Below are 13,651 nucleotides of genomic sequence, written 5' to 3'. Positions count from 1 at the left end.
GTGTTCGGCGGCGTCAGGCCCGATCACGTCTTGGTGCACGGCGATACCACCACAGCCGCTGCCGCGGCAGTCGCGGCCTTCCATCGCGGCGTCCCGGTGGCGCATGTGGAGGCAGGGCTGCGCACCGGCAATCTGGCCTCGCCCTTTCCGGAAGAGATGAACCGCCRCGTGGTGGATGCGATCAGCGGCCTGCTGTTTGCACCGACGCCGGCTGCGCGCGACAACCTGCTCAAGGAAAACCTGGCCGGCGAGATCTTCGTCACCGGCAACACGGTGATCGACGCACTTGCCCTGACCTGCCAGCGCCTGGACGACGACGATGCCTGCCTAGCCAACACCATCGCCGCCCGCCATGCATGGTTGAACCCGCGCCGCCGCCTGTTACTGGTGACAGGCCATCGCCGCGAGAGTTTCGGCGAGGGGTTCGAGCGGATCTGCGAAGCACTAGCCCTGCTGGCGTGCCGTGCCGACGTGGAGATTGTCTATCCGGTTCACCTGAATCCGCGTGTGCGCGAAACCGTCATGCGCACGCTCGCCGGCATCGGCAACGTGCATCTGATCGATCCACTCGAGTATCTCGATTTTGTCTGGCTGATGCGCAGAGCCTACTTGGTGCTGACGGACTCCAGCGGCGTGCAGGAGGAAGCGCCGCACCTGGGCAAGCCCGTGCTGGTGATGCGCGACACCACCGAGCGGCCGGAAGCGGTGGCTGCCGGCACCGTCAAGCTGGTAGGCACCGACACCAACCGCATCGTAGCCGAGGTCAACCGCCTGCTGGACGACACCGCGCTCTACGAGCAATGCCGCCGGCAAGTCAATCCCTATGGCGACGGGCGAGCCTGCCAGCGCATCGTTGCCGCCCTGTGCGGCCACCCCCTCGAGGACTTCCGGCCCGCTGCGCGGACGGCCTGAGCGGCACCTCCCCCTCCCAAGAATCTCTTGCTATTTCTCCACCTATCTGCGCCATGGTCTTGCGTCTTTGTCATCTGCCTTACCTTGCCCGCTTCCGGCGCGGCCTATTCCACGCCGCCCTGGTGCTGCCGCTGACGGCCTTTGCCGGGGTGCCCGGAGACGCCATCCGCGCGCTGGAGGCCGACACCTGGTTGAGCCGTACCGTGACGCTCGCCGATCTCGGGTTCACTGCGCCGGTGATCATGAACCATAGCGATTCGCGTCACGAGTTCTATCTGCCGGTACCGCGCAACGTACCGCTAGCGGACGCCTCGATCGCGTTCGACTCGCACTATATAAAGACAGAGGATGGCCGCACCAACCTGCTGCTTTCCATCGACGGCCGCCCCGCCTTCGCGCGCCGCTTTGAAAACGGCGAAGGGGAAGCTGCCCGCGCGCTGGCCGTCGAGCGGCGCGCGCGCGCGAGCGGCTTCGTCCGGCTAGGCGTGATCTGGTCGTCCAATACCGCGCAACGGCTGTGCGAGATCGACCGCCCGCTGGGCAACGCACTGACGATCGCGCCCTCCACCCGCCTGAGCTATCGCTATGACGCCGCGGCCCTGCCCACCCTGGAAGACGCCTGGGCCTCGCTGCCGGCCAACACGGCCATCCTGTTTGCCGCCAACCGGCTAGACCGCGCCGCCTTCGACGCCGCGTGGCGGATCGKCGTGGCGCTGGAGAACGGCGGCAAGCGCGCCACCATGCGAGCCTTCCCCGCGCCAGGCGATATCATCGACACGCGTGAACTGAACGTACCGGCGGGACTGCGGCAGGTACCGGCCTTCGCGGCGCTGGATGCCAGCGTGCAGCACCGCGTCGGCAGCGAAGCGGAACTCGGTGCGCTGCTGGTGCTGGGCGCGCCTGCCGTCACCGCGGACCTGGCGGTGGTGGACGCCGCCCTGCAAGCCAGGCTGAAGACCGCGCTGGATGCGCTGGCGGCGCAACTGCAGGACGATGCGGATGCCGCGCGGGCCTTCGCCGCCTGGCGCGCCAGCCGCGCGCCAGTGGCAGGAGCACCGCTGTCCGCCAAGCAGATCCAGCTGACCATGCTGGGCGGCCACCCCGTCATCGCCATCGCCCCGGATGCAGGCGCCGAAGCCGCCGGCATCCTGAGCGGCTTGTGGCGCCGCACCCTGGATTCGCGCAAGGTAGCGGTACGCGCCGCCATGCAGCCCGACCAGGGCGAGCACTCGGCCACGTCGCTGAGCAGCCTAAGCAACGCTGACAGCAACCTCGACGTGATCGCGCGCGCCGACTGGACCGCCAGCTTCCCGCTCAGCGCTGCGGCCATCGATGGCCGCGCGCCCAGCGAGCTGGTGGTGGATGTTGCCGCCGCGCCGGGTGCCTCCGGCAGTCCGCCTGTGGTCTCGGTATTCTGGAACGACGTGCTGCTGGCGGCTCGCCAGATCGAGGCCAACGGCCGCCGCAATCGCCTGCTGGCCCAGGTTCCGGGCTATGCCCTGAACGTGCGCAACGTGCTGCGCGTATCCTTCCAGCGCCAGCCGGTATCGGTCGACTGCAACGAAACCCCGCAGGGCTACCCGGTCACCGTGCTGCCGAGCAGCCACCTGCGCTCGGGCGCCGCCAGGACGGACGGCTCCTTCGTCAGCCTGCTGCCGCTGATGGCTGGCCGGCCGCAGCTGATCGTGCCGGAAAGCTATCTGCTGGACGCCGGCGCCCGGCTGGCCCAGGTGGTGCGTCTGGCAGCCGCCAGCGGCTTGTCGCCCTATGGCGCGGAACTGGTGTTGGCCGGCAAGGATCAGGCMGCCCGGCCCACCCGTCCCTTCCTGGCCATGGATGTCAAGCTGCAAGGCATAGAGCCCAAGGTACGCGTGCCCGCCCAGGGCCACCTCCAGATCAATGGCCGTGAAACGCAGTGGCTGGACGTCGCCGGCGTGGCCGGCCTCGGCGCCGCCGAAGTGATCGGTGGCGGTGGCCGCGACGGCATCCTCTGGCAGGCCATGGGCGCGCCGGGAGGCCGCCCGGGACAGCCCTTCGTGTTCAACAGGGGCAACGTCATGGTGGTCGGCGCCGACGGCCCGCGCGCCTGGCTCGACAGCGCCAACCCGGACAGCGATCCCTCCGAAACGCCCGGGATCCTCCAGAAACTGCGCCGCATGGCCGCCAGCCACCTGCTGATCCTCGGCGTTGGTTCCTGCCTGGCAGCCCTGCTGTTCTTCGCCTATCTCGCCAACCGCGCGCGCCGGACAAAGAAGTAAGCCACCCATGTCGTTCCTGTCCTCCATGTACTGGCCCTACCTCGTCGCCGACTATTACCGCGGCCTCGAGATCGTCACCGCCGTCGTGGCCACGCTGATCCTGCTGTCCAGCATCGATGACCTGTTCATCGATCTCTGGTACTGGCTGCGCGAGGCCTACCGCGGCCTGGTCGTGCGGCGCCGTCACAAGCCGCTCTCCACCGGGCAACTGCGCGCGTGCGAGGAACAGCCGCTCGCCATCATGGTGCCGGCCTGGCTGGAGTTCGACGTCATCGCGCCCATGCTGGAAAACATGGTTTCCACGCTGGAATACCAGAACTACATGATCTTCGTCGGCACCTACTGCAACGATGCGCGCACCATCGACGAGGTGGAGCGCATGCGCCGCCGCTACCGGCAGCTGGTGCGCGTGGAGGTGCCGCACAACGGCCCCACCTGCAAGGCGGACTGCCTGAACTGGATCGTGCAGGCCATCCTGCTGCATGAACGGGACATGCCCGCGCCCTTCGCCGGCATGATCCTGCACGACAGCGAAGACGTGCTCCACCCGCTCGAACTGAAGTACTACAACTACCTGCTGCCGCGCATCGACTTCATCCAGTTGCCGGTCGCCTCGCTCGAACGCAGCTGGTACGAACTGGTGGCCGGCACCTATATGGACGAGTTCGCCGAGTGGCACACCAAGGATATGGTGGTGCGCGAAAGCCTGTCGAAGATGGTGCCGTCGGCCGGCGTCGGCACCTGCTTCTCGCGCCGCGCGCTGGTGGAGCTGTCGGCGCAGACCAACAACCAGCCCTTCAACACCGACAGCCTGACCGAGGACTACGACATCGGGGCACGCCTGTCGCGGCGCGGCATGAAGCAGATTTTCGGCAAGTTCAAGGTGGAGTACGCCACGCGCCGGGTGTCGTGGTTCGGCCTGGGCAAGGAAAAGATCGGGACCATCTCCATGCCGCTGGGCGTGCGCGAGTATTTCCCCGACACCTTCCGCACCGCCTACCGGCAAAAGGCGCGCTGGCTGCTGGGCATCGGCCTGCAAGGCTGGCAGCAAGTCGGCTGGTCCGGCTCTCTGACCACCAAATACCTGTTGTATCGCGACCGCAAGGGCCTCGTGACCTCCTTTATCTCGATCCTGGCCTATCTGCTGCTGGCCAACTTCCTGCTGTTTTACCTCGCCGATGCCATGGGCTGGTGGACCGTCCACTATCCTCCGCTGTTCCGGCCCGGGAGCTGGCTGGTCACGCTGATGTGGCTCAACACCATCGCACTGGCGCTGCGCACGCTGCAACGGATCTACTTCGTCGGCAGCATGTACGGCTGGGAACATGGCCTGCTGTCGGTGCCGCGCATGATGATCGGCAACTTTATCAACGCCATGGCCGCTGCGCGCGCGTGGCGGCTCTTTCTTGGCCACATGTTCTTTGGCCAGCGGCTGGTGTGGGACAAGACCATGCATGACTTCCCTTCGTCAGATCAATTGACGCAGCAGCGGCGCCGGCTTGGCGAACTGCTGCTGTCGTGGCACGCCATCGACGAGACCAAGCTGGCCCACGCCCTCGACCTGCAGGCCACCGCGCACCGGCCGCTCGGCAAGATCCTGCTGGAGCAAGGCTGGCTGGACGAGGTCACCCTGCTCGAAGCGATTGCCTTCCAGCAGAACATGGCCCCCTCCACCGCCGCACCGCACGGAGCCGCCGCATGAGGGCGCGCACCCGTTTGATTGTCCTGCTCTCGTCGCTGAGCGGCGCCGCCCTGCTGCCGGCGGCCCCCGCGTTCGCCGAGCCGGCCGCCAGCGAAGCGCCACTCAGGGGCAAAGCCTGGCAACTGGCCGACGAAGGCTACAAAGCCTATGACAAGGGCAGCTACGCAAAAGCCCAGGCCAGGGCGGAAGCCGCCATCCGGCTGCGGCCGGACGTGGCGCAGCTGCACCTGCTGCTGATCTACTCGCTGCAAAAGCAGGGCAAGCTGGCGCAAGCCGAACGCGCCGTGGCGGCCGCCAGCGCAGCCGCAGCCGACAGCCCCGCCCTGCGCGAGGCGCACGCCGCGCTGCGCGCCGGCGCCCAGGGCAGCGCKGCCCCGGCCACGCAGGCCTTCCGCACAGGCTATCCGTTTGCCACGCAAGCCTACGCCGCCTACAACGATGGCGACTACAAGACCGCCGCCGTCGCCGCGGAGAAAGCATTCGCCGCCGACCCGAGCCAGGGCGCGTGGGCGCTGCTGTGGCAGGACGCCCTGGCCGCGCAAGGCGACGACAAGGGTGCCCTGCGGGCCATCGAACGCGCGCTGGCCGCCGGCGCGCCCAACCGGTCCGACCTGATCGCGCGCCGCCAGGGCCTGCTGCGCCAGATGTCGGTACCCTCCGCCCGGGCTGGCTACCAGGCGCTAATCGCCAATCGTCCGGCCGACGCCATCGCACCGGCCCGGCAGGCGGTCGCGCTGGCGCCCGACACGGCCAGCCACCGCCTGCTGCTTGTCACCGCGCTGATGCTGGACGAACAGCTCGCCGAAGCGGAAAGCGCAGCTGGCGAAGCGCTGCGGCAAGACAGCGAAGATACCGTGGCCCTGCTGATGCGGGCCTACCTGCGGCAGCGCCAGGGCAAGACCGCCCAGGCGGAAGCCGACTTCGACAGCGCGCTCGGGCAGGACTGGCTGGAAGACGAGCAGCGGCACAACGTGCGCCTGATCGCCGCCGACGCGGCGCTGGCCGCCGGCAACGGCCAGCGCGTGCAGGCGCTGCTGGCCGCGCTGGACGGCAAGGACAAGGCCGTGCGCAGGCGCCTGGACGAAGCCGGCCGCGCGCGGGCGCCCAAGGCCGCGCTGACGCTCGCCAGCTTTCCGCCCCCGGTACAGCACTGCCGCGACACGCCCTATGGCACGGCGTGCGAACTGCTGCCGGCGGACGCCTCCGGCGGCAGCCCTGCCGCGCTGGCCTATGCCGCCTACGGCCGGCACGACTACCAGGAAGCGATCGCGCAAGCGCGCAAGGCCGTCGAGCACGACCCGGGCGAGCAAAGCCAGGCGCTGCTGACCACCGCGCTGGCGGCCGGCAACCGCATGCAGGCCCGCGAGGCCGCCACGCGGCTGAATACCGCGCTGGAGCGGCAAGCCGGCGATGCCGGACTGCTGATGCAGCGCGCCTATGTCAATCAGCGGCTGGGCATGCCGGAACAAGCCTTGCGCGATATCCAGGCCGCCCGCGCCACCGGCAAGGCACCACCGCTCGCCATCCTCGACGAGGGTTATGCGCGCGCCGGCGCGGGCGACAAGCGCGGCGCCACGCAAACGCTGATGCAGGCCATCGACCAGGCCGATGCGGGCGCGCTCGCCCTGGACGAGGAGCAGCGCTACAACACGCGCGGCGCGATCGCGGGATTCTCGCGCGAGTGGGGAGGCTATGTATCCGCGGGTTACCGCGGGGCCCGGCCGGCGGCGGCGGATTTTGGCGGCGCCGCCATTTCCACGCCGGGCGATGCGGCCTTCGGCACCGCGGAGATCTTCTGGCGCCCGCCAACCTTCCTCAACACCTCGGACCGGACCTTCGAACTCTACGGGCGCCTGTCGAGCACGATCTACGACAATGGCGGCAAGACGCACGCGCAACGCCTGTCGGACCCCTGCGGCGGCGCCGCGGCGGCCCACACGGACCTGGGCGAGTCGCGCAGCCGCGGCATCACCGGTGTGCCCACCACGGTGGGCGCGCTGGGGCTGCGCTTCACGCCGTCGCATGAGGTTGGCCTCACCTTCGGGCTGGAGCGCCAGTTCCTGCTCGGCACCGCCACCCGCAGCGGCATGCTGATCCCGGCCGACGCCAGCCAGCGCTGCGCGCTCAACCGGCAAGACCAGAGCGCCCGCTATGAGGCCGATGCCGGCTCCGGCGGATGGCTCACCTATGTCACCTACGGCATCTACGAAGGCAGCGGGCTGCGGCTGGATGTGCCGAGCTGGTTCACCGTTGAAGGCTATGTGCAGGGTGGCTACAGCTTGCAGGATATCGCCGCGCGCTACTCGCTGCGCGACAACAGCACCGGCGCCGAGACCGCAAGCGGCTCCGGCCGCCTGCGCCGCGACCAGGCCTTCGCAGCCGGTGAGATCCGGGCCGGCCGCAGCTTCCGCCTCGACGCCATCGACGAGCGGTTGATCCTGTTCCCCTACGTGGTGCTGGGCGCCGACTGGCTGTGGCAGAAGAACCGCGCCTCCGGCACGCTGGGCACGGTGTCGGGCAGCACCGGCCTGCAAGGCAACGGCGCCACCTGGTCGATTGGCGCCGGCCCCGGCTTCAACCTGCGCTACTGGTTCCGGCAGGACCGATACAACGCGCCGCGCTCCTACCTGGACTGGGGCGTGCAATACCGCGCGGGGCTCGCCGGACACTCCAATCGCGCCAAGGGGCTGTTCATGAACCTGACGCTCTCTTACTGACACGCCGATTGCGGCGCTCCCCGCCATGGCTCCCAAAGGAATGACACCCATGCACCTGTCTTGCGAAACACCGCTGCGCCCGCCTCGGCGCGTGCGCACCTGGCTGGGCCGCGGCCTGGCCGGCGCCGCCCTCGCCTGGTCGGCCATGGCCTGCGCCGACAGTTCGTCGATCATCATCGAAGGCAAGGACAACTGGCTGTTCCCGGGCTGGGGCAGCCTGACACACGTTGATACGGCCGGCATCGATGCGTCCGCGGCGCTGGTGACCGAGGTGCGCAGCGCGCTGATGGCGCGCGATATCCGGCTGGTGGTGGTGCTGCTGCCAGACAAGGCGCGTTTCTACCAGGACAAGCTGCCGGACGGCAAATCCATGAGCGCCGACGTCGCCGCACGCTACCAGACCGTGCTCGGCAGACTGCGGCAGGCGGGCGTGCCCAGCTTCGACGATGAAGCCGTGCTGCTCAAGCTCAGGAACGAAGGGCGCGACGTCTATTACCGCACCGACCAGCACTGGACGCAGGCCGCCGCCGACGCCACCGCGCGGGCCACCGCCGAGATGGTCGCGCAGCAGGTGCCGAAGCTCGCCGGCCAACCCGGCAGCGGCATGGCGCTGGGCGCCTTGTCCAACGAGCGGCGCTACGGCGATCTGGCTGAACTGTTCCTGACGCCCGAGCGCAAGAAGGCGGTCGGGCGCGAAACGTTCACGATACGCAAGACCGCCGGCAACCAGGGCCTGCTGGACGACGCCGCGGCGCCGGTGCATGTGACCGGCCACAGCATGGTCCAGCCCTATTTCGGCTATCCGCAGATGCTCTCGAACACGCTGGACCGCCCGGTCTCGGTCAACTGGAAACCCGGCAACGTGGGGCCGTGGGTCATGCTGCTGGAGTACCTGGAATCCCCCGCCTTCCGCCAGCAGCCGCCGCAGGTGCTGGTCTGGCAACTGTTCGAGCCCGCCTTCTCGCMGGGGCCCGACGCGCGCGGCCTGTGGGACAACGCCTCGCTGATGAGCGCCGATACCTGGCGCAAGCGGCTCCAGGCCGCCGTGGGGCGCTAAAGGCATGACCATCAAGCACGATACCGAGCCATCCCACCGCCTGGGCGCGGCCGTGTGCGCCACCCTGCTGGTGGCCGGCCTGGCCTGGGGCGTTCACTCGCTGTGGCAGGCCCGCTCGCGTCTTGCCGGGCTGGCGCCGTCCGCCTGGATGGACGGCACCGCGGGCCAGACGCTCAGGAAAGCGCTGCGCCTGCCGGCGCAAGCGCAGGTGGAGACCGGCCAGGCCGCGCTGCGCTACCGGTTGCTGGGCAACCTTGGCGAACAGGTGGTACAGGGATGCCCGGGCTGGCTGTTCTATCGCGACGGCCTGCAACCGCAGCCCGGCCACGCGCAAGCCTTCGCCGAGCGCTTGCGGCTGATGCGGTACTGGGTTGGCGAGTTGCGCGCGGCCGGGGTGCGGGTGCTGGTCGTGGCCGTGCMCGACAAATCGCGCGTCGAGGCGGCACGCCTGTGCGGCTTGCAGGCATCGCAGGAGATGCGCGAGCGCCTGGACGACTGGCACGCCAGCCTTGCCGCCAGCCAGGTGCCGTATGTGGACCTGCGCGCTGCGCTGGACACCCGCACGCCTGGCTATTTCCGCACCGACGTGCATATGAACAACCACGGCGCCACCACCAGCGCCGAAGCAGTCGCAGCGGCAGCCCTGCCCTTCCTGGGGCAGCCAGGCCAGCAACGCTACGCCGTCGGCAACGCCGCCAGCGCCACCGCGCGCGTGGGCGACTTGCTAGTGCTGGCCGGCCTGGGACACGCCCCCGACCGCTGGCGCCCGCTGCCCGACCTGGTGCGGGAGCAAACCATCAAGCCGGAGACCGCGGGCGGCCTGCTCGACGAGGTGGCGCCGCCCGAGGTGTTGCTGGCCGGCAGCTCCAACGGCCGGCGCAGCCACTTCGCCGAGCGCCTGGGCATGCGGCTGGGCCGCCAGGTCTGGAACCTGAGCCTGGACGGCGGGCAGTTCTCCGGCGCGCTCCAGGCCGCGCTCCGGCAACGCGCGCAATGGCCTGCCAGCCTGCGGCTGGTGATCTGGGAATTCTCGGAGATGGCGTTGTCCCTGCCGCTGACCGAGGAAGAGAAAACAACCCTGGCCACCCTGCCATCGCGGTAAGGGACAAGCCATAGCCAACCACCATGCTCTTCAACTCCCTGCTCTTCCTGCTGCTGTTCCTGCCCGTCGCGCTGCTGGTGCATTACCTGCTGGGCGCCCGGTCCCTGCGCGCGGCCGCCGCATGGCTGTGCCTGACCTCGTTCGTCTTCTACGGCTGGTGGAACCCGCAGTTCGTGGCGCTGCTGGCCGYGTCGATCGCCTTCAATTACGGGGTGAGCCAGCTGATCCTGTATTTCAAGGGACGCACCGTGCTGCAGACGCTGGCGACGGCCCTCGGCGTGGCGGCAGATCTCGGCCTGCTGCTTCACTACAAGTATTTCACCGCGCTGCTGGGCTTCGTGCATGAGCTTGGCCTGAGCGGCGCCAGCCCGGCCGGGTCGGTGATCCTGCCGCTCGGCATCTCGTTCTTCACCTTCACCCAGATCGGCTACCTGCTGGACTGCCGCGCCGGCATCGTGAGCGAACGCAGCCCGCTGAGCTACGTGCTGTTCGTGACCTTCTTCCCGCACCTGATCGCCGGCCCCATCCTGCACCACAAGGAAATGATGCCGCAGTTCGCGCAGCGGGAGAACTACCGCTTCAAGGCGGAGAACCTGTCGGTAGGCGGCATGCTGTTTGTCATCGGGCTGRCCAAGAAGGTGCTGCTGGCCGATGCCATCGCGCCCTATGCCGACGCGGGCTTCGCCGATCCGGCCAGCCTGCGGTTCTGGGCCGCCTGGGGTGCCAGCCTGTCGTACGCGCTGCAGCTTTACTTCGATTTTTCCGGCTACTCGGACATGGCGCTCGGCCTGGCCAAGATGTTCGGCATCCGCTTCCCGCTCAACTTCAACTCGCCCTATAAGGCATCGAGCATCATCGATTTCTGGGCCCGCTGGCACATCACGCTGACGCGCTACCTGACCGCCTACCTGTACTACCCGGTGGCCATGGCGGTATCGCGCAGGCGCACCGATCGCGGCCTTCCGGTGGGCGCGGCCGGAGTGGCCACCGCCGACGGCTTCGCCGCCATGATCGTGCTGCCGACCGCCTTCACCATGGGCCTGGCCGGCATCTGGCACGGCGCTGGCCTGCAGTACCTGGTGTTTGGCCTGTTGCATGCGGGCTACCTGTCGGTCAACCACGCCTGGCGCATCTTCGTGGCCGGCCGCAAGCCCGCCGCCGCGCGGCAGACGCGGGCGGCAACGCGCGTGGCCTGCGTGCTGCTGACCTTTGCCGCCGTGCTGGTGGCGCAGGTGTTCTTCCGCGCCAGCGGCATGCACGACGCCCTGGCCCTGCTGGAAGGCCTGGCCGGCCTGCGCGGCTTCGAAACCATCGCCGCGCTGCCCTGGCCAGATGCCACGCTCACCGCGGGCGATGCCTGGCGCATGCTGGCCGGGCGCCACCTGCAGCTGCTCTACCTGCTGGCGATGCTGGCCATTGTCTGGCTGGCGCCCAACGCCCACCAGATCCTGGGCCGCTGGTCGCCGGCGCTGGCGCGCGCGCAGCAAAGCAGCTGGTCCGTGCTGCGCTGGCGGCCCACGCCCGGCTGGGCCGCGGTCATGCTGGTCCTGCTCTTCCTGTGCCTGGCCAACCTGCACCAGGAAGCGCGCTTTCTCTATTTCCAATTCTGAGTCCAATGCTGAGCGTCACAGGCGCAGGGAGACTATTCAATGCATACGCAATTCACCGACAACCAGGCGGCAGTCGAAAACAAGCTCGTCAAGATCATCGAAAGCGTGATCCTCACCCGGGTCGATCCTGACACCCTGCTGATCGAGTCCGGCCTGGTCGACTCGCTCAGCGCGGTGGACCTGGCCCTGGCGGTCGAACGCGAGTTCGGCTGCAAGATCCCGCCCACCGAGATCGACGTGCATCTCGAGTCAGTGCGCACGCTGGCCGCTTTCGTCACCGCCCAGGGCCATGCCTGAGCCCCGTTTGGACTTGCCATCCGGAGTTCCCCATGCGCTTTGACTTTGACAACTTCCGCTTCGCCGATCCCGACTCGGCGGGCGGCGCTCTGGCCGTGGTGGATATGCAGGGCGGCCTGAGCTGGAACACGCTGCGCGCCCGCACCGAGGCCTGGGCAGCCGCCGCCCGCGCGGCCGGCGCCCGCCCCGACGTGCCGCTGGTGATCGTCGGCCACAAGGAGGCCGCCTTCCTGGTGGCCATGCTCGGCTGCCTGACGCTTGGCGTGCCCTTCGTGCCGGTGGACCGCATCAACCCCGCCGGGCGCGTGCGCCGCATCGTCGAGATCGTCGGGGCRCCGCTGGTGTACGAGGCGGACAACGACGTATTCCGCCCCGGCACCGCCGCCACGGTCCTGAAGGAGCGCGGCGTGGCCTACATCATGTTTACCTCGGGCAGCACCGGCGACCCCAAGGGCGTGCAGATCGGCCGTGAGAGCCTGGGCCTGTTCGCCGGCTGGATCCGCGACTGCCTGCGGCTGGACGCCGCGCCAGTGTTCATGGACCAGATGCTGTTCAGCTTCGACTTCTCGCTGTTCAACGTGGCCGGCGCGCTGGGCCTGGGCGGCACCTGCGTGCTGTGCCCGCGCGAGCTGACCGCCGAGCGCGATGCCTTCGCCGCCTACCTGGCGCGCCACCGCGTCACGATGTGGGCGTCGACGCCGTCATTCGTGCGCCAGCAATTGCTCAACCCCGCCTTCAACACGGCCACCCTGCCCGAACTGAAGGTCTTCCTGTTTGGCGCCGAATCGCTATCGCCGACGCTGGCCGAGGCGCTGTGGGAACGCTTCCCGGCCGCGCGCATCGTCAACTCCTATGGCCCCACGGAGGCAACCTGCTCCACCACCTGGGTCGAAATCGATGCCGCGCTGCGCCAGCAAGCCCCCAATCCGTTCCCGATCGGCCGGGCCAAGCCCTACGCGGCACTGTTCCTCGACCAGGGCGAGTTGTGCATCGCCGGCGACCACGTGATGCGCGGCTACTTGAACCGGCCCGACCTCAACCAGACCCGCCTGTTTCTTCACCAGGGCAAGCGCGCGTACCGCAGCGGCGATCTCGCGCATATCGACGCCGCCGGGCTGGTGCATTTCCGGGGGCGCGCCGACGACCAGATCAAGCTGCACGGCTACCGCATCGAACTGGCCGAAGTGGATGCCGCGCTGGCCAGCCTGGCCGGCGTACGCGCGGGCGCGGCGGTCGCATTGCGGCGCGCGGACGGCGCGATCGTCCGCATGATCGGTTTCCTCGAACTAGAAGACAGCCCCGCAGGCCACGCCGCCGAGCCGCCGCTGCCGGCGGCGCTGGCCGACTGGAAACAAGCGCTGGGGCGGAGCCTGCCGCCGTACATGATCCCTTCCGAACTGGTCGCCTGCGGCCGCTTCCCCACCACCAGCACCGACAAGGTCGACCGCAAGCAGCTGGAGCGCCAGTACCTGCAGGCGCGCCTGAGCGGTGCGAAGGAATAGCCATGCCCAAGTTCCACGCCCTGCGAACAACCCTTGCCGCCACGCTGGCCGGCATGGCCACGGCAACCGTCTGCGCCGCGCCGCCCGCCACCGAAGGCGCGCTGGCCCAGCTCTATGCGGCGCGTCCGCCGCAGGGATCCGCCTACGTCCGGGTGCTCAACCCGGACGCCGCCACGGCTACCGTGGCGGTAGCCCAAGGCCAGGCCCAGGCCATCGGCGGCAATGGCGCCGCCGCCACCACCTATGCCGTGGTCAAGGGCAGCCAGCCCTTCACCGTGCGCGTCGACGGCAAAGAGACCACCACCCTGCAGGTGCAGCCGGACACCTTCACCACGCTGCTGCTGGCGCGCACCGGCGGCAAGCTGTCGGTGGTCCCGCTGGACGACGGCAGCGGCGGCCCGGATGCGCTCAAGGCGGAACTGCGCTTCTACAACGCCATCCGCGACTGCGAGGGCGCCCAGTTGGCGCTGGCGCCGTCCGGCACACCGATCTTC

General features: G+C 69.1%; 10 protein-coding genes. All 10 read left to right on the top strand.

The window, feature by feature from the left end; all coding sequences use genetic code 11:
• Positions 1 to 912: non-hydrolyzing UDP-N-acetylglucosamine 2-epimerase (wecB, locus tag AC1DS3_RS25120; protein WP_477128178.1), on the top strand; the 912-nt coding region annotated here is incomplete at its 5' end.
• 53 nt (positions 913 to 965) lie between these two features.
• Positions 966 to 3,170, top strand: a complete 2,205-nt coding sequence (locus AC1DS3_RS25115; protein ID WP_477128177.1) for a hypothetical protein — start codon at positions 966 to 968, stop codon at positions 3,168 to 3,170.
• A gap of 7 nt (positions 3,171 to 3,177) precedes the next feature.
• Positions 3,178 to 4,872 carry a glycosyl transferase family protein gene (locus AC1DS3_RS25110; protein WP_441634982.1) on the top strand — a complete coding sequence of 565 codons (1,695 nt, stop codon included), beginning with the start codon at positions 3,178 to 3,180 and terminating at the stop codon, positions 4,870 to 4,872.
• Positions 4,869 to 7,589: an NfrA family protein gene (locus AC1DS3_RS25105; protein ID WP_441634980.1), complete on the top strand. Its 2,721-nt coding sequence runs from the start codon at positions 4,869 to 4,871 to the stop codon at positions 7,587 to 7,589. The genes AC1DS3_RS25110 and AC1DS3_RS25105 overlap by 4 nt, the downstream gene beginning before the upstream one ends.
• 49 nt (positions 7,590 to 7,638) lie before the next feature.
• Positions 7,639 to 8,646, top strand: a complete 1,008-nt coding sequence (locus AC1DS3_RS25100) for an alginate O-acetyltransferase AlgX-related protein (RefSeq protein ID WP_477128176.1) — start codon at positions 7,639 to 7,641, stop codon at positions 8,644 to 8,646.
• 4 nt (positions 8,647 to 8,650) lie between these two features.
• Positions 8,651 to 9,748, top strand: coding sequence for an alginate O-acetyltransferase AlgX-related protein (locus AC1DS3_RS25095; protein WP_477128175.1), 1,098 nt, complete (start codon positions 8,651 to 8,653; stop codon positions 9,746 to 9,748).
• Positions 9,749 to 9,771: 23 nt separating this feature from the next.
• The gene (locus AC1DS3_RS25090) at positions 9,772 to 11,358 is read left to right on the top strand and encodes an MBOAT family O-acyltransferase (RefSeq protein ID WP_477128174.1); all 1,587 of its coding nucleotides are present in this window, start codon (positions 9,772 to 9,774) and stop codon (positions 11,356 to 11,358) included.
• 39 nt (positions 11,359 to 11,397) lie between these two features.
• Positions 11,398 to 11,655, top strand: coding sequence for an acyl carrier protein (locus AC1DS3_RS25085; RefSeq protein ID WP_441634972.1), 258 nt, complete (start codon positions 11,398 to 11,400; stop codon positions 11,653 to 11,655).
• Positions 11,656 to 11,687: 32 nt separating this feature from the next.
• Positions 11,688 to 13,157 carry an AMP-binding protein gene (locus tag AC1DS3_RS25080; RefSeq protein ID WP_441634970.1) on the top strand — a complete coding sequence of 490 codons (1,470 nt, stop codon included), beginning with the start codon at positions 11,688 to 11,690 and terminating at the stop codon, positions 13,155 to 13,157.
• Between the two features lie 2 nt (positions 13,158 to 13,159).
• On the top strand, positions 13,160 to 13,651 hold a 492-nt coding region (locus AC1DS3_RS25075; protein ID WP_477128173.1), incomplete at its 3' end, for an alginate O-acetyltransferase AlgF.

This window comes from Cupriavidus sp. 01L46 (genome assembly GCF_056399905.1).
The sequence above is the reverse complement of the archived record's forward strand: the minus strand, read 5'-3'. Positions and strand labels throughout refer to the sequence as shown.

Excerpts from the sequence above, each read along its gene's own strand:
- AC1DS3_RS25110 (WP_441634982.1), top strand. The coding sequence starts at position 3,178 with ATGTCGTTCCTGTCCTCCATGTACTGGCCCTACCTCGTCGCCGACTAT.
- AC1DS3_RS25085 (WP_441634972.1), top strand. The coding sequence starts at position 11,398 with ATGCATACGCAATTCACCGACAACCAGGCGGCAGTCGAAAACAAGCTC.